Genomic DNA, 24,417 nt, shown 5'->3' with positions numbered 1-24,417 from the left:
CAGGTGGGGGCGGGGGACGTCAGTTGTCGGTGGCCGGCAGGCGGAGCCAGGCGCAGGTGTCCGGGGGGAGGAGGGTGCCGTCGAGCGGGGTGCTGGTGAGCAGGAGGGTGCTGTCTGCGGGGAGGGGCAGGGGCCGGTCGGTGAAGTTGACGAGGCAGGCGAAGGAGCCGTCGCGGGTGAAGGCGAGGGTGCCCGGGTCGGCGGGCAGCCAGGTGAGGGTCTCGGGCAGGGCGGCGAGTTCGGTGCGGCGCAGGCGCAGGGCGGTGCGGTAGAGGGTGAGTGCGGAGTGCGGGTCGGCGTCCTGGGCGGTGGCGCTCAGGCCGGCCCAGTCGGCGGGCTGCGGGAGCCACGGGGCGGCGGCTCCGTCCGGGGAGAAGCCGAGGGAGGCGCCGTCGGCGGTCCAGGGCAGCGGGACGCGGCAGCCGTCGCGGCCGCGGTCGGCGCCGCCGGAGCGGACGAAGGTGGGGTCCTGGATCAGTTCGTCCGGGAGGTCCTCGACCTCGCTGAGCGCGAGTTCGTCGCCCTGGTAGACGTAGACGCCGCCGGGCAGGGCCATGGTGAGCAGGGCGGCGGCGCGGGCGCGGCGCAGGCCGAGCTCGCGGTCGGTGGGGGCGCCGAGCCGCTTGTCGCCCATGTCGAAGGAGGTGTCCTCGCGGCCGTAGCGGGTGACGTGCCGGATGGTGTCGTGGTTGGAGAGCACCCAGGTGGGCGGGGCGCCGACCTCGGCGTGGGCGGCCAGGGTGGCGTCGACCACGTCCTTGACTGCGTCGAACTCCCAGGCGCAGCACAGGAATTCGAAGTTGAACGCGGAGTGCAGCTCGTCCGGGCGCAGGTAGCGGGCGAACTGTTCGGGGGTGGGGAGCCAGACCTCGCCGACGAAGACCCGCTCGCCCGGGTAGCCGTCGGTGATCTTGCGCCAGGAGCGGTAGACCTCGTGGACGGCGTCGACGTCCTGGTAGGGCAGGTCGGTGACGTCGGGGTCGGGGCCGACGTCGGGCAGGCCGGGCTTCTTGGCGAGGCCGTGGGCGACGTCGATCCGGAAGCCGTCCACGCCGCGGTCCAGCCAGAACCGCAGGACGGACTCGAACTCGGTGCGCACCTCGGGGTGTTCCCAGTTGAGGTCGGGCTGCTCGGGGGCGAACAGGTGCAGGTACCAGTCGCCGGGGGTGCCGTCGGGGCCGGTGGTGCGGGTCCAGGCGGGGCCGCCGAAGTACGACTGCCAGTCGTTGGGCGGGAGTTGGCCGCTCTCCCCCTTCCCGGGAGCGAACCAGAAGCGTTCCCGTTCGGGGGCGCCGGGTGCGGCGGCGAGCGCCTCGCGGAACCACGGGTGCTGGTCGGAGCAGTGGTTGGGCACCAGGTCGACGATGACCCGCAGGCCGTGCTCGTGGGCCTCGGCGATCAGTTCCCGGGCCTCGGCGAGGGTGCCGAACAGCGGGTCGATGTCGCGGTAGTCGGCGACGTCGTAGCCGCCGTCGGCCATCGGGGACCGGTACCAGGGGTTGAACCAGAGGGCGTCCACGCCGAGGTCGCGCAGGTACGGCAGGCGGCTGCGCACGCCCGCGAGGTCGCCGACGCCGTCGCCGTTGCCGTCGGCGAAGCTGCGCACGTAGACCTGGTAGATGGCGGCGGTGCGCCACCAGGGCTGGGCGGGGCGGGCGGTGGGCGTGTTCACGGGGGGTTCTCCTTGTTCGTGGACGGTGCGGGAGCCCGCCCGCGCGCCCGACGAGGGGTACGGGCGGGCCCCGGGGCACGGAGGGGTGCGGGGGCGAGGGGGTGCTACCAGCCGGTGTTGCCGGTGCCGCGCTGGACGGTGAAGCCGCCGGTGACGTTCAGCGGCGCGTCGGCGGTGCCGCTGATCCGGGTGTTGGCGAAGGTGCCCTGCCCGCCGGCGTTGACCTCGATGCCGTGGTGGCCGGTCCGGTCGATGACCAGTCCGTCGACGCGCAGGTCGGCGACCTGCTTCTGCCAGGAGAGCAGCAGCGCGCTGTAGGTGGAGTCCTGGACGGTGTTGTCGTTCAGGACGACGGGCCGGGTGAGGTCGCTCTGGTCGGCGTAGATCCAGATCGCGCCGAGCCGGGAGTTCCAGTTGACCTCGAGGCTGCCGGTGCGGCGCAGCAGGTTGCCGGAGACGGTGGTGGTGCCGGTGAAGGGCTGGCCGAAGCGGCTGGAGACGGTGATGCCGGCGCCCGCGGTGACGGTGTCGGAGATCAGGTTGTCCTCGACGCTGTTGCCGCTGCCGCCGTAGACGGCGGCGCCGTTGGCGAGGGTGGGCAGTTGCACGGTGTTGTGGCGGAAGGCGCTGTTGGTGACGGCGGCACCGTCGGACCACATGGCGAGGGCGTCGTCGCCGGTGCCGCGGATGCTGCTGTCGGAGACCACGGTGCTGTCGACGGCGCCGTGCAGGTTGACGCCGTCGGCGTAGGTGTCGCGGATGCGCAGGCCGGTGGCCTGGAGTCCCTTGGTGGGGGCGTTGATCCACAGGCCGACCTTGGTGTGCCGGATCCAGACGTTCCGGATGACGGATCCGGTGCCGAAGTCGCCCTCGATGCCAGCCTGCCCGTTGGCGTCGTCGCGGACGGTGTTCTGGCCGTCGATCGCCAGGTCCTCGACGGTGCTGGTGCCGCCGGTGCCGTACAGGCCGCCCTTGAGGCCGGTGCCGCGCAGCACGGTGTACCAGACGCCCGCGCCGCGCAGCTTCACGCCGGACAGGTCGACGTGGTCGGAGACGACGTAGGTGCCGGCCGGCAGGAACAGGCCCTTGCCCTGGTTCCTGGCCGTGGTGAGCGCGCTGTTGAGGGCCGCGGTGACGTTTTGGGTTCCGGGGGTGACGCCGAGGTCGGCGGCGGAGACGTACCCGGCGGGCAGGGTGCCGGCGGCGCCGGTCTGTTCGGCCTCGACCAGGTCGAGGGTGTAGGAGGCGGCGGTGTCCGCGGCGTCCTTCTGGAAGCGCAGCACGGTGCCCGCGGGCAGGGTGCGGCCGAGGGTGGCGCGGGTCTCGTCGAAGAAGCGGTGCGGCTGCCCGTCGGCGGGGTTGTTGGTGTACGGGTAGGCCCCGTAAACCCAGGCGTAACGGGACGTCAGGTGCAGGCTGCCCAGGGCCTGGCCGTCGGCGTAGGCGCTGAGGGTGGCGTCTTGGCCGGTGCCGTCGGCGCTGTCGGGGAGGGAGTAGCGCAGGTTGATCGCGTCGGCGGGGGCGGTGAGCGTGATCTCGACGTACTGGCCGGTCCGGGTCAGCTCGACGGCGCTGCGGCCGGAGGCTTCGGAGGCGACGGCGAGGTAGGTGCGGTCGGGGGTGAGGACGGTGCCGTTGGTGGTTCCGGCCTCGGCCTCGTAACTGGTGTAGGGGAGGTCGGCGCCCGGGGTGCCCGGGTCGGTGGGCGCGGTGCTGCCGGCGGGGGTGGTGGGGGTGAGGCTGTCGAGGTTGACGTTGCCGCTGTCGGCGGTGGTGAAGGCCAGGGCGAGGGTGTTGCTGCCCGCGGCGTAGGTGACGGGCTGCCGGACGGTGGCCCAGGTGTCCCAGTTCGCGGTGGCGGGCAGCGTGACCTGCCCGGCCGCGGCGCCGTTGACCAGCAGGGTGAGCGTCTTGGCGGAGCCGGTGCCGTTGGCGTACCGGATGTCGGCCGTTCCGCTGCCCGCGGTGGCGGAGGTGACGGCGAAGGTGGTCCTCGCGGTGCCCTTGTTGCCGTCGGTGTAGCCGCCCACGAAGCCGGTACCGGTGTATCCGGCGTGGTCGGCGGCCACGGCGGCGCCGCCGGAGAGCGCGGCGGACTCGGCCTCCAGCGTGCCGCCCGGCGTGGGGGTGCCGGTGGTACCGGTGGTGGCGGTCAGGTTGTCGAGGTTGACGTTGCCGCTGTCGGCGGCGGTGAACGCGTAGGCGACGGTGTTGGCACCGGAGTTGAGGGTGACGTCCTGCCGGACGGTCGCCCAGGTGTCCCAGTTCGCGGTGGCGGGCAGCGTGACCTGCCCGGCCGCGACGCCGTTGACCAGCAGCGTCAGCGTCTTGGCGGAGCCGGTGCCGTTGGCGTACCGGACCGCGAGGGTGGCGGTTCCGGCGGTGGCGGCCTGCACGGTGAAGGAGGTCTTCGCGGCGCCCTTGTTGCCGTCGGTGAAGCCGCCCACGAAGCCGGTACCGGTGTACCCGGCGTGGTCGGCGGCCACGGCGGCGCCACCGGTGTTGGCGGCGGACTCGGCCTCCAGGACGACGGAGGCGGCCCGGGCGGTACCGGGGGCGAGCGTCCACAGGGTGAGGCCGGCGAGGAGCGCGACGGCCGCGGCGAGGGCGGCGGGCTTGCTGGTCCTGGTGGTTCTGGTGGTGCGGGACGTGCCGGGTGCAGGGTACACGGAGGCTCCCGAAGGTGACCGGGGCGCGACGGCTCCCGGTGTGGGGGGTGGGGGGTGGTGCGGCGGCGCCGGCCGGGTCGAGCGGCTGCTTCGGCCGGCGCCGGGTCGGTGGGGTGCGGTGCCGCCCCCGGGAGGTCGGCACCGGGGACGGCGGCCCGCACACGGGGCGGGACAGGAACTGACGAGCCATCAATTCCCTTTTAACACACGGCTGTTTAGCCCTTGAGACTGCCAGCGGTCAGTCCCGCCATGATGTGGCGCTGGAACAGCAGGAAGATCACCAGCAGCGGGACGGCGGCCATCGCCATGCCGGCCAGCAGCTGGTTGGCGGGCATGTCGTTGGCGAGGGTGTTGAGGGCGACGGTGATCGGCTGGCCCTTGGGGTCGGGCAGCGTCAGCATCGGCCACAGGAAGTCCTTCCAGACGCCGACCACCGCGAAGACGGACACCACGGCGAGGACCGGCCGGGCCAGCGGCAGCACCACGTGCAGCAGGATCCGCACCGGCCCGGCGCCGTCGATCCGGGCGGCGTCGATCAGTTCCTCCGGGATCTGGTCGAAGAACCGCTTTAGCACGAAGATGTTGAAGGCGTTGGCGCAGGCGGGCAGCCAGATCGCGAACGGCGTGTTGATCAGGTTGACGTGGATCAGCGGGACGTCCACCACCGTCAGGTAGGTGGGCACCAGCAGCGCGGAGACCGGCAGCATCAGGGTGGCCAGCATCATCGCCAGCACGACGTTGCCCAGCACCGGCCGCAGCTTGGACAGCGCGTAGGCGGCACAGACGTCCACCACCAGCTGGCAGACCAGCGCACCGGCGGCCAGCAGCAGGGTGTTGAGGAAGTAGCGGCCCAGTCCGGTGCTGCTCCACGCCTGGCTGTAGCTCTCGGGGTGGAAGCTGTGCGGGAGCAGCGTCGGGTGCGGGTCGGCGAGTTCGGCGGAGGACTTCAGCGCGCCGGAGACCAGCCAGTACAGCGGGAAGACGAACGCGGCGGTGAAGGTGACCAGGACGGTGCCCAGCACGGTCCGGTAGAGCAGGCGTCCGAGCGGCCGGTCGAGCTCGGCGGGGGCGACGAGGGTGCGGGCGGCGGATTCGGCGGTGGCCATGGCGGGTTCCTCTCAGCCCTTGGAGCGGGTCAGGCGCAGGTAGAGGCCGGCGAAGGCGCCGAGGACGACGAACAGGACGGTGCTCATCGCGCTGGCCAGGCCGAAGTCGTTGTAGACGAAGGCGTAGCGGTAGAGCAGCAACAGGACGGTGACGGTGGCGTCGTTCGGTCCGCCGCCGGTCAGCACGAAGGGTTCGATGAACACCTGCATGGTGCCGATGACCTGGAGCAGCAGCGTGATCAGCAGGATGAAGCGCATCTGCGGGATCGTCACGTGCCACAGCCGCTGCCGGATCGAGGCGCCGTCGAGCTGCGCGGCCTCGTACAGTTCGCCGGGCACGCCCTGGAGCGCGGCGAGGTAGATCAGCGTGGTGGTGCCCATGTTGGCCCAGGTGGAGACCAGGACCAGGGACAGCATCGAGAGGTTCTCCGACTCCAGCCACTGCTGCGGGGGCAGGTGCAGGATTCCCAGCGCGTGGTTGAACAGGCCCGGGCCCGGGTCGTAGAACCAGCGCCACAGCAGGACGGTGACGATCGGGGGCAGCATGACCGGCAGGTAGACGGTCATCCGCAGGTAGGCCCGGCCGTGGCGCAGCTCGTTGAGGACGACGGCGGTGACGAACGGCGCGGCGAAGCCGAACACCAGGGCCAGCGCGGTGAACCACAGGGTGTTGCGCCAGGCGGTGAGGAACAGCGGGTCGTCGAACAGGCGCTGGAAGTTGTCCAGGCCGACCCAGGTCGCGGGCTGCGCGAAGTCGACCTGCTGGAAGCTCAGCAGGAACCCGCGGACGATCGGGTACCAGGAGAACAGCGCGAAGGCGAGGATGCCGGCGCCGAGGAACAGGTACCCGACGAGGTTGTCGGCGACGCGGCGGCGCAGTCCCGCCCGGCGCGGGGAGGAGGGCGGGGACGGTGCGGGGCCGGCGGCGGGCCGCCGCTGGGCGCGGCGCGGGGCGCCGACGGTGTCGACCTTCATGGCTGGTGGCTTTCGGCTCGGGCGGGACCGGGAGGACGGGCAGAGGACGGACGGGATGACGGGCAGAGGACGGATCGAGGACGGACGGGCCGAGGGCGGATGGGGTGCGGCCGGCCGCGGCGGGGGCGTGCGGCCGGCCGCGCCCCGGGCTCACTGCGCGGTGGCGAGGATGGTGTCGACCTTCTTCTGCGCGTCCTTCAGCAGCTCGTCGACGTTCGCGTCCTGCTTGGTCAGCACGGCCTGCATCACGCCGTCCAGCACGGTGTAGATCTGCTGCGCGTTCGGCGGCTCGACCTTGACCTTCACCTCCGCGGAGCGGTCCACGAAGGGCTGGTAGTTCCGCTGCGGGACGTTGGCGTACTTGGCGTGCACGGCCTTGACCGTCTCGCCGCTCTTCCCGTCGAACAGGTCGGGCTGGGGCAGGCCGATCGGGATGTCGGAGCCGGCCGCCTTCTTGTCGGTCTCCTCCTGGCGGTCCGGGTTCAGGTACTTCCACCGGACCCAGGCCAGGCCGGCCTTGATCTTCGCCGGGGTGTCCTTCGGGTTGAACATGAAGCCGTCGCCGCCGCCGAGCGTCGCGGTGCCGGGCATCGCGGCCAGCCCGTACTCGTCGTACTTGCGCTCGAACTGCTTGACGATGGTGGGGATGTTGTCGGGGCCGGCGAGGTACATGCCGAGCTTGCCCGCGCCCATCATCTTCTGGACGTCGGGGATCTCCAGCAGTTGGCGGCTGCCCATGCTGTCGTCGGTCCACCGCATGTCGTGCAGGTACTGCAGCGCCTTGTGCCCCGCGTCGGAGTCGACGGCGGCCTTCCACTTGCCCGTGCCGTCCTGGGTGGCGACCTCGCCGCCCAGCGAGTAGATCCAGGAGGTCAGGTGCCAGCCGCCCTGGTTGTTCTTGGAGAAGTCGGCGTAGCCGGTGGTGCCGTCGCCGAGCGCGGTGATCTTCTGCGCGGCGGTGCGGACCTCGTCCCAGGTGGTCGGCGGCTTGTCCGGGTCCAGCCCGGCCCTGGTGAACAGTTCGCGGTTGTAGACCAGGCCCATCGAGTAGTTGCCGGTGGGCAGGCCGTAGACCTTGCCGTCCTTGCCCGTGAAGACCCGCTGCAGGTCGGGCTTGACGTCGGCGAGCGCGGGGACGTCCTTCAGGTACGGGGTGATGTCGGCGGCCTGGTGACGCTGGATCAGGCCCGCGGGGTCGGTGAAGTAGACGTAGTAGACGTCCTCCAGCTGCCCGCCCGCGAGCTTGGCGGCGAAGGTCTTCGGGTCCATCAGGCCCTCGTGGGCGTCGATCCTGATGTTCGGGTGGCTCGCCTCGAACGCCTTGACGTCGTCCTCGAAGTTCTTGCGGTCCACGGTCTGGGTGGCCGGGGGGAGGCCGTTGACCGAGATGGTGACCACACCGCCGGTGTCACCCGAGCCGCTGCCGCTGCTGCCGCAGGCGGCGGCCGCGAGGGCGGTGGCCGTGGCCAGCGCCACGGCGGAGACACGGCGAATTCTGTTGCTGCCCATGCTGATTCGGACCTTCCGTGGGACCTGCAACCGCTTGCGCCGGGGTGGACGAACGCGCAAGCGGCTTGACGGATGAGGAGGCCCGGCTGGTTGCCTCGGGCGCTCGTCGATGACCCGAACACTGACATCGCGAACGCAAAGAGTCAACAGCTTGACGCAATATCCTTGCGTGCCGCCCGGTTTCGTGACCTACTTCCCGGTAGCGATCACTGCGCGTGCCGGAGCGGTCGACCCGCGCACGATCAGCTCGGGCTCGAACAGCACCTCCCCGGCGGGCACTTGGCGGCCCTCGATCTGGTCGACCAGGGCCTTTGCCGCCGCGGCGGCCATCACGGCGGTCGGCTGGCGCACCGTGGTCAGCGGCGGATCGGTGGCGATCATGTACGGAGAGTCGTCGAACCCGACCACCGAGACGTCGTCCGGCACCACCAGGCCCTCGCGCCGCAGCCGCCGCACCGCGCCCAGCGCCAACGCGTCGCTCGCGCACACCACCGCGCTCGCCCCGGCCCCCACCAGCCTGGGCACGGCCGCCGCTCCGCCGTCCATCGAGAACATCGCGTGGGCCACCAGCCGACCCAGCTCCCCCTCCCGCCCGCGCCGGCGCAGGTGCCGGGCGAACGCCTCGAGTTTGCGCACGGACGGTACGTGTCCGGCCGGGCCGAGCAGCAGTCCGATCCGCTCGTGCCCGAGCGCCTCCAGGTGGGCCAGCGCCTGCTCGACGGCGGCCTCGTCGTCGACCGAGACCAGCGACGAACCCCGGTGCCCGTCGGCCGCGTTGATCAGCACCACCGGCACCTCGCGCTCGCGCAGCGCCCGCCCCTGCTCGGGCCCGGCGTCCGCGTAGCTGGCCCCCACGAACACGATGCCGGCGACGTTCTGCCGCAGCAGCATCTCGATGTAGTTCGCCTCCGAGACGCCGTCGGCGGTGCGGGTGCACAGCACCGGCATCAGCCCCTGCTTGCTCAGCGCCCCCGCCAGCACCTCGCAGAACGCCGGGAAGACGGGATTCTGCAGGTCGGGGACGACCAGGCCGACCAGCGGCGCCCGCTCCGAACGGAAGCCGGCGGGCCGCTCCAGGCCCATCACGTCCAGCGCCGTCAGCACCGCCTCGCGCGTCTCCCGCGACACCCCCGGCCGGTTGCGCAGCACCCGGCTCACCGTCACCGTGCTCACGCCGGCGAACCGGGCCACCTCGTCCAGCTTCTTCTTCATGTCCGAAGGCTACTGTCTGCGCTGCAAAAAAACGACTGCTCCATGAAAATCAACGAAAGCGGGAGTCGCCGGACCGGTCGGCCGGATGGTCTGTAAGGACTCTTGACAGTCCTGCGGCCCGGACCACGACTATTGGTCCGGACCAGAGCCCCTCGAAGGCCGAAGTCCGTTACCTCCCCACACAGTTGAAGGGAGCGCGGTCCATGACAGGACCCGTTCGCAGACCATTCCGAGCCCTGCTCGCCGGAGTCCTCGGCGTCACCGCCCTGGCCGGCCTCACCCTGACCGGCTCGGGCACCGCCAGCGCGGCGGGCACCCCACTGCCCGCCCAGGTCTTCGCCCCGTACTTCGACGCCCGGACGACCGGCGACAGCCTGTCCACCCTCTCCACGCGGTCCGGCAACAAGTTCGTGACGCTGGGCCCCATCCAGGCCGCCGCCAAGGGCTCCTGCACGCCGTACTGGAACGGCGACACCAGCACCCCGGCCTTCCGGGTCGACCGGGCGCCGAGGTTCACCGACGACATCAGCTACCTCCGGGCGGGCGGCGGCGACGCCGTCCTGTCCTTCGGCGGGCCCGCGGCCGACCGCGCCGGCACCGAGATCGCCGACAGCTGCACCGATGTCGGGGCGATCGCCATGGCCTTCCAGAACGTCGTCCTGTCGTACGGCGTCAGCCGGATCGACCTGGACGTCGAGGGCGACTCGCTGACCGACTCGGCCGGCATCGACCGCCGCAACAAGGCGGTCAAGCTGACCGAGGACTGGGCCGCGTCCGTCGGCCGCCCCCTCCAGTTCTCGTACACCCTGCCGGCCACGCCCGCGGGCCTGACCCCCGGCGGCCTGGCGGTGCTGCAGAACGCGCTGTGCAACGGCGCCCGGGTCGACGTCGTCAACCTGCTGACGTTCGACTACCGCGACGGCCCCCGGCACGACATGGCCGCCGACACCCGGAGCTCCGCGCAGGGCCTGCACGACCAGCTGCAGCAGCTGTACCCGCCCAGGACCGACGCGCAGCTGTGGGGCTCGATCGGGATCACCGAGATGATCGGCGTCGACCACTACGGCCCGGAGGAGACGTTCAGCACCGCCGACGCCGCCGCCGTGGAGAGCTGGGCGGCGGGCAAGGGCGTCAACACCCTGTCGTTCCGGTCGCTGCAGCGCGACAACGGCGACTGCCCGGGCACGGCCGGGTCGGACTCCTGCTCGGGCACCGCGCAGAGCGCCTGGCAGTTCAGCAGGGCCTTCCAGCCGTTCACCGACCCCCCGCCCGTCTACCACTCCCCGTCGCCCTCGTCGCCCTCGTCCCCCTTCCCCTCGATCACCGACGAGGGGCCCAGCTTCCTCATGCACCTGAGCCAGGACGCGGGCAGCGTGGTCGCCGGCTCCTCGGTGACCACCACGGTGAGCGCGGCGGTCAACCACGCCCAGGTGGAGTACGTGACGGTCGGGGTCAGCGGCACCCCGGCGGGGGTCACCGCCTCGGTCGACCCCGCCGTGGTCTTCACCAGCTATCCGGGCAACCAGAGCGACTCGGCCGCCACCCTGTCGCTGACGACCACGTCCGCGACCGTCCCCGGCACCTACAAGCTGACGGTGACCGGGCGGGGCAACTCGTTCCGGGCCGACATCACCTACACCCTCACCGTGGTGAGCCCCGTCCCCCCGCCGCCCTGCGCCGCCGCCGCCTGGAACCCCGCGCGGGTCTACACCAACGGCGACACCGTCTCGTGGACGGGCCACAACTGGCAGGCCAAGTGGTGGACGCAGGGCGAGCAGCCCGGGACCACCGGTGAGTGGGGCGCCTGGAAGGACCTCGGCGCCCACTACTGAGCCACCGGGGCCGACGGGGGTTACGCACTCCGTCCGGGGGACACCGGGAGGTCACGCGGTCTCCCCCGGGCAAGCGAAATCCCGACTCCAGGCGGCGCAGAGCGGCGGTGGCGCCGGGTCGGCGGGGGCGGGGTGTCGCCTTGCATGTGCCGCATGTCAACACTTCGACACGGGCGTCACCGCACGCTCCGGTCCGACTTTCCGCTGCCCCGGGCCCGGCATCCGAAGCCGACCCCGGACCCGGCCCTGACCCCGGCTCCGGAACCGGAACCGACCGCGGCCCCGTCCCGCTCCGGGCGGGCCCGGCTCCGGCGGGAGTCGGGCCGGACCCTGCGGTGGGTGCGGCAGACCTGTGCGCCCAAGGGGCGGCCCGCCGTCTCCCCGGCGGTGTGGCGGTCGGCGCTGGCGGTGACCGCCCCGGCCGGGGTCGGGCTGGGGGTGGGGCGGCCCGCGGAGGGGGTGATGGTGGCGATGGGCGCGTTGTCGGCGGTGCTGACCGATGTGGCGGCCACCTACCGGCACCGGGCGATCACCATGCTGCTGCCCCAACTGCTGGGCGCGGCGGGGGCCTTCGCCATGCTGGCGGCGGAGGGGCGGTGGTTCGCGCCGGGCGTGCTGCCCGCGCTGGGGGTGGTGGCGGGGGTGCTGGCCGCGCTGGGGGTGGAGGGGTCACTGGGCGCGATGATCCTGCTGATGGACGCCGAGGTGGCGATGGACCTGCCGCTGCCGGGGCCGCTCTGGTGGCCGCCGGCGCTGATGCTGCTGGGCGGGCTGTCGGTGGTCGGGCTGGCGCTGGCCGGGCGGCCGTTCTTCCGGGGCCGGGCCGAACGGGCGCTGCTGGCACAGTGCCTGACGGGGTGTGCGGCGGTGCTGGCGCCGGACGCGGCGGGCCCGGCCGGGACGGCGCGGCGGCGGGCGCTGCACGACGTGCTGGAGCGGGCCCGGCACACCGGTTCGGTGGGGGGCAGCGTGCTGCTGGCCCGGCACCTGCCGGGCCTGCTGGCGCTGGCCGAGACGGCGTCCTCGGCGGGGGCCCGGGGACTGGTGGCCGATCCGGCGCTGGTCGGCCGGCTGCGGGCCGAGGCCAGACGGGTGGCGGCGGGGCGGGCGGCGGGGCGGGCGGCGGGGCGGGCGGGCGCGGGCGGGGCGTGGCCGCCGGGGCACGGCCCGCTGGACGCCCGACTGGTCCGGGCGGCCCGCGCGGCGGTGACGCCGGGCCCGGGGCCCACCGGGTCGGCCGGTCTGCGAGCCGGTCTGCGAGCCGGTCTACGAGCCGGTCTGTCCCCGGGCCGGCGGCGGGCGGTGGTCCGGGCGGTGCTGGCGGATCCGCGGTCCTGGCTGGGCGGTCTGCGGGTGGGGGCGGCGCTGCTGCTGGCGGGGGCGGCGGCCGCGCACTGGGACCTGCGGCACCCGTACTGGGCCGTGCTGAACGTGACCTTCGTCTGCCGTCCGGAGGTCGGTCCGGTCACCGGGCGTGCGCTGGAACGGTTCTGCGGCACCGCGCTGGGACTGCTGGGCAGCGGGCTGGCGCTGGCGCTGGCGCCGGCCTGCGCCGGGCCGGACGGGGCGCTGCTGGTGCTGCTGGCGGTGCTGGCGCTGGCGGCGGGGCTGGTCCCGGCGCTGTCCGGCACCGGCTACCTGTACCAGGCGGCGGCGCTGGCCACGGTGGTGCTGATGGCCACTCAGCTCGCGGGCGATCCGGGCCTGCCGCTGCTGCTGCCGAACCTGGCGTCCTGCGCGATCGGCTGCCTGGCCGCGGTGCTGGCCGGTGAGCTGTTCGGCCCGCGCCACCGGCACCCGGTGGTGGCCCGCCGCCTGGCCGGCGCCGTCGAGCAGGCCGCCCTCACGCTGACCCCGCGCCACCCCCGGACCTCGGCCCCGGCCCCGTACCGGCCGGGCGCCGCCGTCTCCGCCGCCATCGCCCCGCACCTGCAACTCGCGGCGGCCCGGGCCGAGTTCGAGCGGGTCCGGCGGGAGCCGCCGTGGGGCAGGGGGCGACCGCGCGCTGGGCCGCGCTGATCGACGAGGTGGAGCGGACGGTGGACACCGCGCTCGCCCCGGCCGTCCCCGCCGACCACCGCCACTTCGACGCCACCCGCCACCACCTGCACCGGCTCGCCACCGACCTGCACCGGCTGGCGACCCGCCCCTGAGCCCCGCACCGCACCGCACCGCACCGCACCGCACCGCCCCGCCCCTTCCCCCTCTGCCCGCAGCGAATCTGCGGCGGGCAGAGAACCCTTCACCGGGGGCCGCCGGGAGCCGACAGTGGAGTCACCGACCCTCCGTCACCACCCACCGGGAGATCCGATGACTCCACCGCTCAGCGTCCTCCGCCCCCGGGCGGAGGACGGCGACACCCCGCCCAACCCGTTCGACGACCACCTGGCGGCGCTGCTGCTGGCCCGGCGGATCGTCCTGCTCGGCACCCAGGTCGACGACGTGTCGGCGAACCGGGTGTGCGCGCAGCTGCTGCTGCTCTCGGCCGAGGACCCGCGGGCCGACATCAGCCTGTACATCAACAGCCCGGGCGGTTCGGTCACGGCCGGGCTGGCGATCTACGACACCATGCGGCTGATCCCGAACGACGTCTCCACCCTGGCGATGGGGTTCGCGGCCAGCATGGGGCAGTTCCTGCTGACGGTGGGCGCGCCGGGCAAGCGGTTCGCGCTGCCGAACGCGCGGATCATGATGCACCAGCCGTCGGCGGGCATCGGCGGCACCGCGTCGGACATCGCCATCCAGGCGGAGAACCTGGAGTACACCAAGCAGGCCATCGAGCGGATCACCGCCGAGCACACCGGGCAGAGCCCGGAGACCATCGCCCGGGACGGCGACCGGGACCGCTGGTTCACCGCCGAGCAGGCCCGCGAGTACGGGATGGTGGACCAGGTGCTGGAGTCGCTGGCCGACATCGGCACGGCCGCGTCCCGTCGACGGGCGGGGCTGTGACATGGCCTCCTACCCGATTCCCTACGTGATCGAGCGGACCGCCCAGGGCGAGCGCTCCTACGACGTGTTCAGCCGGCTGCTGAACGAGCGGATCGTCTTCCTCGGCACCGAGATCGACGACGGCGTGGCCAACGTGGTGATCGCCCAGCTGCTGCACCTGGAGGCGGCGGCCCCCGAGCAGGAGATCGCCGTCTACCTCAACTCGCCCGGCGGGTCGTTCACTTCGCTGATGGCGATCTACGACGCGATGTCGTTCGTGCAGTGCCCGATCGCCACCTTCTGCGTCGGCCAGGCCGCCTCCACCGCGGCGGTCCTGCTGGCCGGCGGCGACCCGGGGCGGCGTTCGGTGCTGCGGCACGCCCGGGTGCTGCTCAGCCAGCCCGCCAGCGGCGGGCAGCGCGGCACCGTCTCCGACCTCAGCCTGGCCGCCAAGGAGGTGCTCCGGATCCGTTCCCAGGTCGAGGAGGTGCTCTCCCGGCACACCGGCCACCCGGTGGCCGCGCTGCGCGCCGACCTGGACCGCGAGAAGGTGTTCAGCGCCGAGGAGGCCGTCGCCTACGGCCTCGCCGACCGGGTCCTGAACAGCCGCGTCCCCACCCCCTGAGCCCCTCGTCCCCCGTGCCGGTGCGCGCCCGCCCCCTTCGGTCCGAAGGGGCGGGCGCGCACCGGCGGGTACGGGTGTGGCGGGTACGGGTGTCCGGCGCTCAGGCCGCCAGGCAGAGCCCGCCGTAGCGGCCCGCGGTCGCGGTCGCGGTCCGGCCGCGGCCGGCCGTGCTGTGCACCGCGACCAGTTCCCGCTGCACCAGCGAGAGCACGTCCCCGAGGCCCAGCCCGAGCGCCCGAGCGGCGGCGGCGAGCACCTCCGAGGAGGCTTCCTTGCGGCCGCGTTCCAGCTCCGACAGGTAGGGCACCGAGATCCGGGCGGCCTCCGCGACGTCCTTCAACGTCCGTCCCTGGGTGAGGCGTTCGCGCCGCAGCACCCCGCCCACCACGTCCCGCAGCAGCGGCTCCCTGGGCTCCGGCCCGGGCGGCGGGGCCTGCTGCGGGCGCAGCGGAACGACGCGGGCGGTCTGGGTGTCCGGCGCACGAGTTGTCATCCCCCAAGCCTAGGCACCGCACCCCGCCCGGAGGGCCCGCGCCGCTCTGCCCTCAGCAGAACCCCCTCCCACCGGCTCCCCGGTCGGTCGGCCGCCGGGCCCCCCGCCCGACGGCCGACCGGTTCGTCAGCCTCCTTCCGTTCCAGGGGTGTCGGCCGGTGCTACGGCACGGCCAGCAGGCACAGCAGCGAGCAGGCGACCGCCGCGGACGGCGCCGTGGTGGTCGGGACGGTCCCGGCGGGCGCGTTCGCCGCGACGAAGCTGGCGGACGCGGTGTTCTTCACCGGCAGGGCCAGCAGCAGCGAGTCGCAGTAGACCTGGCGGCTGCTCCCGGCGGCCAGCGCGAACGTCCCGGCGGCGGTGCGGCAGGCGGGCGTGCTGGGGTCGTTGACGGTGACGGTGGCGGCGTCGACCGGGCCCGCGTTGGTGACGGTGATCCGCCAGTGCGCGGTGCCGAGCAGTCCGAGCAGTCCGACGGGGCTGGTCTTGGCCCAGGGTCCGGGTCCGCCGGGGGCGCAGTCGTGCGAGTTGAGGGAGCCGCAGATCTCCTTCTCGACGCTGACCTTCGGCTGGCAGCCGGTGCCGGGCGCGACGGGGGCGGTGACGGTGTTGGAGGTGAACGTGCCGGTGGTGTCGGTGCCGGTGGCGGTGTTGCTGACCGAGGTGGTGGTGCAGCTCGCGGCGACCGTGGTGCGGAAGCAGATCTGCGGCGCGTCGCCCCGGTACTCGACGACCAGCATGGGGTGGTTGGTGGCGGTGAAGTCCCCGGTGGTGGTGAGCACGAGTTGCGCGGTGACGGTGAGCGCGGGGTGCGCGGCGGGGTCGACGCCGGAGAGGTCGACGGTGCCGTCGGGGGCGAGGCCGGGGGTGGTGACGGGCGTGCCGTCGGGGTCGGTGACCAGGACCCGGGAGGCGGCCAGGTCGAGGTGGGTGAGGTCGAGGTCGGTGAGCCGGGCCCGGGTGTAGGCCTGGACGTGGCCGCTGCCGCCGTCGCAGTAGAAGGAGGCGGGCTTGAGGGTGACGGTGGCGCCGCTGTGCATGCAGGGGCTGGCGGCGGTGGTCGGGTCCATCGAGAACAGCACGCCGGCGTCGCCGAGTCCGATCAGGCAGCGGGTGGTGCTGTCGTAGCTGTAGCCGTAGTCGCGGGTGGTGCCGCCGTTGGCGCTGGGGTGGGTGGCGGGCAGCGGGAAGCCGGCGCAGGGGGCGGCGGTCCGCCAGTCGTAGCAGAGGGTGACGCCGCTGCCGCCGCTGCCGCCCCAGGCCGGGAAGTAGCTGCGGGTGGTGGTGTCGGTGACGACGGTCTCGGGGTCGAAGGTGAGGGTGGAGCCGTTGAGGGTGCCGAGGATGCCGGGTGCGGTGAGCGGCGTGCCGTCGACGGCGTAGCAGGTGGTGAGGACGTTGGCGCCGCCGACGGTGCTGGTGCAGACGCCGTTGGGGTGCCCGGCGGTGTCGTAGGCGGTGAAGGCATCGTAGGTGTAGTACGCGGAGCCGGGCCCGGCGGGGTGCGGGGTGCTCCAGCCGGCGCAGGTGGTGTTGGTGGTGGTGTCGAAGCAGCCGAGGGCGGGCGCTCCGGGGGTGGTGGAGCCGCTGCCCTGCGGGGCGGAGGAGGCGAACACCTTGTCGTCGATGGCGGTCAGGCCGCCCTGGTAGAGGGCGCCGGGGGTGCCGGGCAGGTCGTGGTTGGCGGCGACGACCGGGGCGTAGGGCTGTCCGGCGCAGGGGGTGCGGCCGGGCAGGGCCATGCACAGCACCTGGCCGGTGCTGGCGACGGCGTACAGGTTGTCGCCGACCTTGGCCAGGCCGGCCAGGTTGTTGGCGCTGCTGGGGGAGGTGCCGTTGTTGGCGAGCGCGGTGAAGCCGCAGTTGGCGTGGGCGGCCAGGTCGAGGCAGCCGATGCCGACGCCGGTGGCGGTGTTGGCGGGGTAGTAGAGCAGGTTGGACTGCTGCGGGTCGATCACGTACTTGCTGGTCAGCGGGCTGCCGAGGTCGCCGGTGTTGCCGGTGCCGAGCGGTCCGGCGGTGGTGTTCAGCGGGCGCGGCCAGGGGCCGCCGGTACAGGGCTGGCCGGTGGTGAGGCTGCTGCACACCACCTTGGCGGCGGCGGGCGAGGCGTGGTGGTAGATGCTCCAGGCCTGCACCTCGCCGCCCGGAGTGCGGTACAGGACGGGGGTGTAGCCGTCGCCGCCGGTGGCCTGCGCGGTGGGCTGGACGGGAGCCAGCAGCAGCGGGGAGACCTCGGTGCCGCCGGCCCGGGCGACCGGGTTCTCGGCCCGGACGGCGACGGTGGCCGCGCCGGTGTCGGTGGGCCCGAAGGTGGTGCCGTCGGTGGACCAGGACGGCGTCCAGCCGGGCGGGACCTGCAGCGATCCGGGCAGGTAGCTCTGGCCCGCCCCGGCCCCGGCGATCGGGTCGGTGACGGTGGCCGGGGCGGCCGCGTCGCCGGGGGTCCGGTTGTCGTACTGCACGGTCCAGTTGAGGGTGTCGCCGTGCTCGGCGGTGGCGGCCCCGGGGTGGGTGGCGTTCTGCACGCTCTTCACCAGCGCGGAGCCCGAGCCGGTGTCGGCGGCGGTGGCGGTGTCGGCGGCGGCCCGGCCGCTCGCGGGGACGAGGCCGCCCGGTCCGAGCAGCAGCAGGGCGGTGGTGAGCGCCGCGGCCAGGGCGGCGCGCAGCGGACGGGTCGGCCCGGGGGCCGGTTCGGGGTTCGGGTTCGGTTTCCGATGGGGCGGACGCTGGCTGTTCAGCACTTCTTCTCCACCTCGGCTCAGCAGCCGACCTGACGGACCGTCAGATCGCGCCGCCGCCAGGGTAGGGCGGGCGCGGACCCGCTCCGCGCCCGCTTTTCGTATTGGTCGCATCATGACCGGATATGACTGCTCGCCCCCACCGCGACCGCCCGGAAAACCGAACACCGGCCCCCACCCCGAAAACCCGCCCGAACCCGAACCCCCACCGATCCCCGCCCCGAACCAGAGCCCCGCCCCCACCGATCCCCGCCCCGAACCAGAGCCCCGCTCCCCATCGGACCCCGACCCGCACGCCCCGGCCCGGCTCCCCTAGGGGCCGCCGCCCGCGGCCCGCCGTCCGCTCGGTGGAACCCCCTACGCCTCTGACGTGACGCCAACTCCCTTGCCCACGGCCTATGTTCCGACCATGACCCGAATCCTCCGCCGCACCGCCGCGACAGCCGCCGTGCTGCTCGCCCTGCCGCTCTCCCTCCTCGCCGCCGCCCCGGCCCCGGCCGCCCCGCTCTCCCTGACGGCCACCGCCACCACCGGGTCCGCCGCCGACTCCACCGGCTCCGCCACCACCGCCGCCTCCGACACCGGCTCCGCCAACACCGCCGACGCCCAGGTCCGGGTCGAACTGCCGCGCCCCACCGGCCCGTTCGCGGTCGGCCGGCAGATCCTGTCCCTGGTCGACCAGGACCGCCCCGACCCGTGGGTGCCCTCGGCCGGGCCGCGCCGGCTGATGGTCTCGGTGTACTACCCGGCCCGCCCGGGCACCGGCGGCCCGGCCCCGTACATGACCGCCGAGGCCGCCCGCCTGCTGCTCGCCGACCGGGGCGCGGCCGGCGTCATCCCGGTCGAGGCCGTCACCGGCGCCCGCACCTGGTCGCGGACCGACGCCGTCCCGCACCCGGGGCGCTTCCCGCTGGTGGTGCTCTCCCCGGGCTTCACGCTGCCCCGCACCACCTTGACCAGCCTGGCCGAGGACCTCTCCAGCCGGGGCTACGTGGTCGCCCTGGTCGACCACACCTACGAGAACACCGGCACCACCTTCCCCGATGGCCGCACCCTGCCCTGCACGGTGTGCCACACCCTGCGGACCCCGGAGCAGTGGGCCGCCCTGGACGCGAGCCGGGCCACCGACATCTCCTTCGTCATCGACCGGCTGACCGCCCGCGACCACCCCGACTGGGCCTACTCCCGGATGGTCGACCCGCGCCGGATCGGCGTCGCCGGGCACTCCGCGGGCGGCGCCGCGACCGTTCCGGCGCTGCTCTCCGACGCCCGGATCCGGGCCGGGGTCGACCTGGACGGCACCCTGGACTTCCCGGTCCCCGACAGCGGCCTCCACGGCAAGCCCTTCCTGCTGGTCGGCCACCCCCTCCCCGGCCCCGAGGACGCCACCTGGACGGACGCCTGGGCCCGGCTCGACGGCTGGAAGCGCTGGCTCACCGTGGCCGGCACCGACCACGCCAGTTTCACCGACAACCCGCTGTTCGCCGAGGCGTTCGGCCTGCCCGCCCAGCCCGGCACCACGATCCGCGCCGAGCGCGGCGTCGAGCTCACCCGCCGGTACGTGGCCGCCTTCTTCGACCTCCAACTGAAGGGCGTCCCGCAGCCGCTCCTCGACGGGCCCGACCCGACCGCCCCGGAGGTCGGCTTCCACGCCTGACAGCCGTAGGAGCATCCCGCCGCTCCCGCCCCGTTCGGCCCGGCGGCCCGGCGGGGCGGCAGGGCGGCGGCCCACCCGGAGAACTCCGCAGGCCCGTCCGACCCGGCGGCCCGTCCTGAAAGTTCCGCGGACCCGTTCCGCGGAGTTTTCCGGCGGGCCGCCGCCCCGACCTGCCGGAAGCCCTAGCGTTTACATCCATGAACTTCGGTCACGTACACGTCTATTGACGCGCCCAGAACAGGCTCCTACTGTCCCTGGGGCGGCGCCGCACCCGCACCACGTTCACATCCGTGACCCCACCCACCTGGAGACGAACGCATGCGCAAGAGAGCAGCCCTCGCGTCCGCGGCCCTGCTGGCCGGCACCCTGGCCGTGCTGTCCACCGGGCCCGCCCGAGCCGCGTCCACCCGCTACGAGGCGGAGACCTCCCCCGCGGTCTGCACCGGCACCGTCGACTCCGACTGGACCGGCTTCTCCGGCTCCGGCTTCTGCAACGGCACCAACGCCACCGGCGCGTACGCCCAGTTCACCGTGAACGCCACCGCCGCGGGCACCGCGACCCTGCGGTTCCGGTTCACCAACGGCACCACCGCCGCCCGGCCCGCCGACCTGGCCGTCAACGGCACCACCACCGGCACGCTCTCCTTCGAGGGCACCGGCAGCTGGACCGGCTGGACCACCAAGTCCGTGACCGTGCCGGTCCGTTCGGGCAGCAACACGATCCGGCTCACCCCGACCACCGCCGCCGGCCTGCCCAACCTGGACTACCTGGACGCCGAGACCACCGCCTCCTCCACCACGCCCCCGCCCGCCTCGGGCGCCCTCTACGTCGCCCCGAACGGCACCGCGGGCGCGGCCGGCACCCAGTCCGCGCCCACCACGCTCGCCTCGGCGATCGCCCGGATCACCCCCGGCGGCACCATCTACCTGCGCGGCGGCACCTACGCCTACGGCACCACCGTCACCGTCCCGGCGGGCAGCAACGGCACCACCGCCGCCCGCACCACGCTGTCCGCCTACCCCGGCGAGACCCCGGTCCTGGACTTCTCCGCGATGACCGAGGACCCGGCCAACCGCGGCCTGGTCCTCGACGCCGACTACTGGCACGTGTACGGCCTCACCGTCCAGCACGCCGGGGACAACGGCATCTACGTCGGCGGCAGCCACAACGTCGTCGAACGGACCGTCACCCGGTACAACCGCGACTCCGGCCTGCAGCTCGGCCGGATCTCCTCCACCACCCCCGCCGCCCAGTGGCCGTCCGACAACCTGATCCTCAGCGCCGAGTCCCACGACAACGCCGACTCCGACGGCGAGGACGCGGACGGCTTCGCCGCCAAGCTCACCGTCGGCCCCGGCAACGTCTTCCGCTACGCCGTCTCGCACAACAACATCGACGACGGCTGGGACCTGTACACCAAGACCGCCACCGGCCCGATCGGCCCCGTCACCGTCGAGGACTCGCTCTCCTACGGCAACGGCACGCTCTCCGACGGCACCGTCAACGCCAACGGCGACCGCAACGGCTACAAGCTCGGCGGCGACGACATCGCGGTCGACCACACCGTCCGCCGCAGCATCGCCTACCGCAACGGCCACCACGGCTTCACCTGGAACAGCAACCCGGGCACCATGGCGGTCTCCGGCAACCTCAGCATCGACAACGCCGAGCGCAACTACTCGTGGGACGCCGGTACTTCGGTGTTCCGCAACAACACCTCCTGCCGCTTCGCGATCAGCGGCTCCAACGACAAGACCGTCGGCGACGCCGACTCCACCAACCAGTTCTGGACCGGCACCAACGGCTCCCGCTGCGCCCCCTACGCGGGCGCCCTCGCCTGGTCCTTCGCCGCCGACGGCCACCTGGCCGTCACCATCGGCGGCACCCCCGTCACCCTCTGACCCGCCCGCACCCCGTCCGGCGCACCCCGCCCCACCCGGGAGCCCCCGGCCGCCCGCCCCGCCAGGCGGACGCCGGGGGCTCCCGGCCGTCCGGCAGTTCGCCAGGCGTGCCGCCGGACGGGGCGTCGGACGGGGGTCCGGACGGGCGGCGCCGGGAAAATGTCATGAACCCTTGACGTCGGCACTGTTAGCGCTAACACTCGGGTGACGTCGAACGACGGCACCCCCGCGGCCGGTCCGACCGCCCGTCACCGGGCCGTCGTCCGCCCCGCCGTGCCCGCGCGCGGACCCGGACGCGGGACCGGGCCCGGGCCCCCGTCGTCCGGCGCACCACCACCTGCCCCACCCCCTCGCCCCACCCCCCTCGCCGGCCCACCCCGGCGCACCCTTGGAGGACCTGTGCGGAAGCTTGCGACGACCCTGGCCACGGCGGCGCTGCTGCTGCCCCTCGCCGCCTGCGGCCAGAGCGCGAACGGCGTCGGGGACGGCGCGGCCAAGGACGGCGGCGGCGGCAAGGGCGGGCTGGTCGGCATCGCCATGCCGACCAAGTCCTCCGAGCGCTGGATCAACGACGGCGACAACATGGTCAAGGAGTTCCAGGCCAAGGGCTACAAGACCGACCTGCAGTACGGCGACAACGTGGTCGAGAACCAGGTCTCGCAGGTCGAGAACATGATCACCAAGGGCGCCAAGCTGCTGGTGGTCGCCGCCATCGACGGCTCCTCGCTCACCGACGTGCTGCAGAAGGCCGCCGACGCGCACATCCCGGTGATCTCCTACGACCGGCTGATCCGCGGCACCAAGAACGTCGACTACTACGCCACCTTCGACAACTTCAAGGTCGGCGTCCTCCAGGGCACCTACATCGCCGACAAGCTGGGCCTCAAGGACGGCAAGGGCCCGTTCAACATCGAGCTGTTCGCCGGCTCCCCGGACGACAACAACGCCAACTTCTTCTTCGACGGCGCGATGAGCGTCCTCAAGCCGTACCTCGACAGCAAGAAGCTGGTCGTGCAGAGCGGCCAGACGGCGTTCAACCAGGTCGCCACCCTGCGCTGGGACGGCGGGCTCGCGCAGTCCCGGATGGACAACCTGCTGAGCAAGTCCTACACCTCGGCCCGGGTCGACGCCGTGCTCTCCCCGTACGACGGCATCTCGATCGGCATCCTGTCCTCCCTCAAGGGCGTCGGCTACGGCGGCGCCGGCAAGCCGCTGCCGATCGTCACCGGCCAGGACGCCGAGCTGGCCTCGGTGAAGTCCATCATCGCGGGCGAGCAGACCCAGACCGTCTACAAGGACACCCGCCAACTCGCCAAGGTCGCCGTCCAGATGGGCGACGCGCTGCTCACCGGCGGCAAGCCCGAGACCAACGACACCACCCAGTACGACAACGGCGCCAAGGTCGTCCCGGCCTACCTGCTCCAGCCCGTGAGCGTGGACAAGGACAACTACCGCAAGGTGCTGATCGACGGCGGCCAGTACACCGCCGACCAGGTCAAGTAGCCGCACCGGCCCGCGCCCCCCACCCGAAACGGAAGCCCACCATGGCCGGACCGGTCCTCGAGATGCGCGCGATCACCAAGACCTTCCCCGGGGTCAGCGCGCTCTGTGACGTCAACCTCACCGTCGCCGCCGGCGAGGTGCACGCGATCTGCGGCGAGAACGGCGCCGGCAAGTCCACCCTGATGAAGGTGCTCAGCGGGGTGCACCCGCACGGCTCCTACGAGGGCGAGATCCTCTTCAAGGGCGAGCCCTGCCGGTTCAAGGACATCCGCGCCAGCGAACGGCGCGGCATCGTCATCATCCACCAGGAACTCGCCCTGGTCCCGTACCTGTCGATCGCGGAGAACGTCTTCCTCGGCAACGAGCACGCCCGCCGCGGCATCATCAGCTGGAACCGGACGCTCACCCACGCCGCCGAACTGCTGCGCCGCGTCGGCCTGCACGAACACCCCCGGACCCGGGTCGCCGACCTCGGCGTCGGCAAGCAGCAGCTGGTCGAGATCGCCAAGGCCCTCGCCAAGGACGTCGAACTCCTCATCCTCGACGAGCCCACCGCCGCGCTCAACGACGAGGACAGCCGCAAGCTCCTCGACCTCATCGCGGAACTCAAGGCCCAGGGCATCGCCTGCATCCTCATCTCGCACAAGCTCAACGAGATCGCCAAGGTCGCCGACTCCGTCACCATCCTGCGCGACGGGCGCACCATCGAGACGATCGCCGTCGGCTCCGGGGGCGTCTCCGAGGACCGGATCATCCGGGGCATGGTCGGCCGCGACCTGGAGCACCGCTACCCCGAGCGCACCCCGCGGATCGGCGAGGTCGCGCTGGCCGTCGAGGACTGGACGGTGCAGCACCCGATCGACCACCACCGCAACGTCGTGGACGGCGTCTCGCTGCACGTGCGGCGCGGCGAGATCGTCGGCATCGCCGGCCTGATGGGCGCCGGCCGCACCGAGCTGGCGATGAGCGTCTTCGGCCGCTCCTACGGCCGGTGGACCGGCGGCCGGGTCCTGATGAACGGCACCGAGATCCGCACCCGCACGGTCTCCGAGGCGATCGGCCACGGCATCGCGTACGTCACCGAGGACCGCAAGCACTTCGGGCTCAACCTGGCGGACGACATCAGCCGCAACATCTCGCTGGGCGCGCTCGGCAAGGTCTCCCGCCGCGGCTGGATCAACGAGCACGAGGAGACCCGGGTCGCCGAGCGGTACCGGAAGTCGATGAACATCAAGGCCCCCTCGGTGTTCACGGAGACCGGGAAGCTCAGCGGCGGCAACCAGCAGAAGGTCGTCCTCAGCAAGTGGATCTTCGCCGAGCCCGAGGTGCTGATCCTCGACGAGCCGACCCGCGGCATCGACATCGGCGCCAAGGCGGAGATCTACACCGTGATCGCCGAACTCGCCGCCCAGGGCAAGGCGGTGCTGGTCATCTCCTCCGAACTCCCCGAACTGCTGGGCCTGTGCGACCGCATCTACACCATGGCCGAAGGCCGGCTCACCGGTGAGGTGCCGCGGGCGGACGCGACCCAGGAATCCCTCATGCGCCTCATGACCGTGAGCGCCGCGACCCAGAACGAGCAGGTGTAAC

17 protein-coding genes are annotated in these 24,417 nt (G+C 73.1%); 9 read left to right on the top strand and 8 right to left on the bottom strand.

Translation table 11 applies throughout. The features are described from left to right. Positions 1-19: 19 nt before the first annotated feature. From OU787_RS32015 to OU787_RS31990, 6 genes are all read right to left on the bottom strand, one after another. Positions 20-1,672, bottom strand: a complete 1,653-nt coding sequence (locus tag OU787_RS32015; protein ID WP_268661456.1) for a glycoside hydrolase family 13 protein — start codon at positions 1,670-1,672, stop codon at positions 20-22. A 104-nt stretch (positions 1,673-1,776) separates the two neighbouring features. Then, positions 1,777-4,341 (bottom strand): carbohydrate-binding protein, encoded by a 2,565-nt coding sequence (locus tag OU787_RS32010; protein ID WP_268661455.1) that lies wholly within the window; start codon positions 4,339-4,341, stop codon positions 1,777-1,779. Between the two features lie 215 nt (positions 4,342-4,556). Continuing rightward, entirely contained in the window at positions 4,557-5,447 is an 891-nt protein-coding gene (locus tag OU787_RS32005; RefSeq protein ID WP_030463987.1) for a carbohydrate ABC transporter permease, read from the bottom strand. Between the two features lie 12 nt (positions 5,448-5,459). After that, positions 5,460-6,422, bottom strand: a complete 963-nt coding sequence (locus OU787_RS32000) for a carbohydrate ABC transporter permease (RefSeq protein WP_268661454.1) — start codon at positions 6,420-6,422, stop codon at positions 5,460-5,462. Positions 6,423-6,572: 150 nt separating this feature from the next. Beyond that, positions 6,573-7,931 carry an extracellular solute-binding protein gene (locus OU787_RS31995; protein WP_268661453.1) on the bottom strand — a complete coding sequence of 453 codons (1,359 nt, stop codon included), beginning with the start codon at positions 7,929-7,931 and terminating at the stop codon, positions 6,573-6,575. A gap of 189 nt (positions 7,932-8,120) precedes the next feature. Beyond that, positions 8,121-9,143, bottom strand: coding sequence for a LacI family DNA-binding transcriptional regulator (locus OU787_RS31990; protein ID WP_268661452.1), 1,023 nt, complete (start codon positions 9,141-9,143; stop codon positions 8,121-8,123). A 203-nt stretch (positions 9,144-9,346) separates the two neighbouring features. Here OU787_RS31990 and OU787_RS31985 point away from each other — a divergent pair, with 203 nt between their 5' ends. The 5 genes from OU787_RS31985 to OU787_RS31965 all read left to right on the top strand — a co-directional run bounded on the left by OU787_RS31985 (position 9,347) and on the right by OU787_RS31965 (position 14,531). Continuing rightward, a complete protein-coding gene (locus OU787_RS31985) occupies positions 9,347-10,975 on the top strand; it encodes a chitinase (RefSeq protein ID WP_268661451.1) in 1,629 nt (542 codons plus the stop codon). A gap of 339 nt (positions 10,976-11,314) precedes the next feature. Continuing rightward, on the top strand, positions 11,315-12,994 hold the full coding sequence (locus OU787_RS31980) for an FUSC family protein (protein ID WP_268661450.1): 1,680 nt from the start codon (positions 11,315-11,317) through the stop codon (positions 12,992-12,994). After that, a complete protein-coding gene (locus OU787_RS31975; protein WP_268661449.1) occupies positions 12,958-13,128 on the top strand; it encodes a hypothetical protein in 171 nt (56 codons plus the stop codon). The genes OU787_RS31980 and OU787_RS31975 overlap by 37 nt, the downstream gene beginning before the upstream one ends. Positions 13,129-13,285: 157 nt before the next feature. Next, positions 13,286-13,927 (top strand): ClpP family protease, encoded by a 642-nt coding sequence (locus tag OU787_RS31970; RefSeq protein WP_030913048.1) that lies wholly within the window; start codon positions 13,286-13,288, stop codon positions 13,925-13,927. A 1-nt stretch (position 13,928) separates the two neighbouring features. Beyond that, positions 13,929-14,531 (top strand): ClpP family protease, encoded by a 603-nt coding sequence (locus OU787_RS31965; RefSeq protein ID WP_268661448.1) that lies wholly within the window; start codon positions 13,929-13,931, stop codon positions 14,529-14,531. A 100-nt stretch (positions 14,532-14,631) separates the two neighbouring features. On the opposite strand, the gene OU787_RS31960 is transcribed toward OU787_RS31965, so the two are convergent. Together OU787_RS31960 and OU787_RS31955 are read right to left on the bottom strand one after the other, a co-directional pair. Next, on the bottom strand, positions 14,632-15,024 hold the full coding sequence (locus OU787_RS31960) for a helix-turn-helix domain-containing protein (RefSeq protein WP_268661447.1): 393 nt from the start codon (positions 15,022-15,024) through the stop codon (positions 14,632-14,634). 161 nt (positions 15,025-15,185) lie between these two features. Then, positions 15,186-17,768 carry a DUF7617 domain-containing protein gene (locus OU787_RS31955; RefSeq protein WP_268661446.1) on the bottom strand — a complete coding sequence of 861 codons (2,583 nt, stop codon included), beginning with the start codon at positions 17,766-17,768 and terminating at the stop codon, positions 15,186-15,188. Positions 17,769-18,174: 406 nt separating this feature from the next. Between OU787_RS31955 and OU787_RS31950 the strand changes: the two genes are divergently transcribed. The 4 genes from OU787_RS31950 to mmsA all read left to right on the top strand — a co-directional run bounded on the left by OU787_RS31950 (position 18,175) and on the right by mmsA (position 24,416). After that, positions 18,175-19,422: an alpha/beta hydrolase family protein gene (locus tag OU787_RS31950; protein WP_268661445.1), complete on the top strand. Its 1,248-nt coding sequence runs from the start codon at positions 18,175-18,177 to the stop codon at positions 19,420-19,422. A 318-nt stretch (positions 19,423-19,740) separates the two neighbouring features. After that, positions 19,741-21,324 (top strand): carbohydrate-binding protein, encoded by a 1,584-nt coding sequence (locus tag OU787_RS31945; protein ID WP_268661444.1) that lies wholly within the window; start codon positions 19,741-19,743, stop codon positions 21,322-21,324. A gap of 399 nt (positions 21,325-21,723) precedes the next feature. Further along, positions 21,724-22,827 carry a multiple monosaccharide ABC transporter substrate-binding protein gene (gene chvE, locus OU787_RS31940; protein WP_268661443.1) on the top strand — a complete coding sequence of 368 codons (1,104 nt, stop codon included), beginning with the start codon at positions 21,724-21,726 and terminating at the stop codon, positions 22,825-22,827. A 41-nt stretch (positions 22,828-22,868) separates the two neighbouring features. Next, positions 22,869-24,416, top strand: coding sequence for a multiple monosaccharide ABC transporter ATP-binding protein (gene mmsA / locus OU787_RS31935; protein WP_268661442.1), 1,548 nt, complete (start codon positions 22,869-22,871; stop codon positions 24,414-24,416). Position 24,417: the final 1 nt, after the last annotated feature.

The sequence above is a fragment of the Kitasatospora sp. YST-16 genome (assembly GCF_026802215.1).
Classification (GTDB): Bacteria; Actinomycetota; Actinomycetes; order Streptomycetales; family Streptomycetaceae; genus Kitasatospora; species Kitasatospora cineracea.
The sequence above is the reverse complement of the archived record's forward strand: the minus strand, read 5'-3'. Positions and strand labels throughout refer to the sequence as shown.

What these genes read in the sequence shown, in the direction of transcription:
- OU787_RS32005 (WP_030463987.1), bottom strand. Translation starts at nt 5,447, where the DNA reads ATGGCCACCGCCGAATCCGCCGCCCGCACCCTCGTCGCCCCCGCCGAG.
- OU787_RS32000 (WP_268661454.1), bottom strand. Translation starts at nt 6,422, where the DNA reads ATGAAGGTCGACACCGTCGGCGCCCCGCGCCGCGCCCAGCGGCGGCCC.
- OU787_RS31995 (WP_268661453.1), bottom strand. Translation starts at nt 7,931, where the DNA reads ATGGGCAGCAACAGAATTCGCCGTGTCTCCGCCGTGGCGCTGGCCACG.
- OU787_RS31990 (WP_268661452.1), bottom strand. Translation starts at nt 9,143, where the DNA reads ATGAAGAAGAAGCTGGACGAGGTGGCCCGGTTCGCCGGCGTGAGCACG.
- OU787_RS31985 (WP_268661451.1), top strand. Translation starts at nt 9,347, where the DNA reads ATGACAGGACCCGTTCGCAGACCATTCCGAGCCCTGCTCGCCGGAGTC.
- OU787_RS31970 (WP_030913048.1), top strand. Translation starts at nt 13,286, where the DNA reads ATGACTCCACCGCTCAGCGTCCTCCGCCCCCGGGCGGAGGACGGCGAC.
- OU787_RS31965 (WP_268661448.1), top strand. Translation starts at nt 13,929, where the DNA reads ATGGCCTCCTACCCGATTCCCTACGTGATCGAGCGGACCGCCCAGGGC.
- OU787_RS31960 (WP_268661447.1), bottom strand. Translation starts at nt 15,024, where the DNA reads ATGACAACTCGTGCGCCGGACACCCAGACCGCCCGCGTCGTTCCGCTG.
- OU787_RS31950 (WP_268661445.1), top strand. Translation starts at nt 18,175, where the DNA reads ATGACCCGAATCCTCCGCCGCACCGCCGCGACAGCCGCCGTGCTGCTC.
- OU787_RS31945 (WP_268661444.1), top strand. Translation starts at nt 19,741, where the DNA reads ATGCGCAAGAGAGCAGCCCTCGCGTCCGCGGCCCTGCTGGCCGGCACC.
- mmsA (WP_268661442.1), top strand. Translation starts at nt 22,869, where the DNA reads ATGGCCGGACCGGTCCTCGAGATGCGCGCGATCACCAAGACCTTCCCC.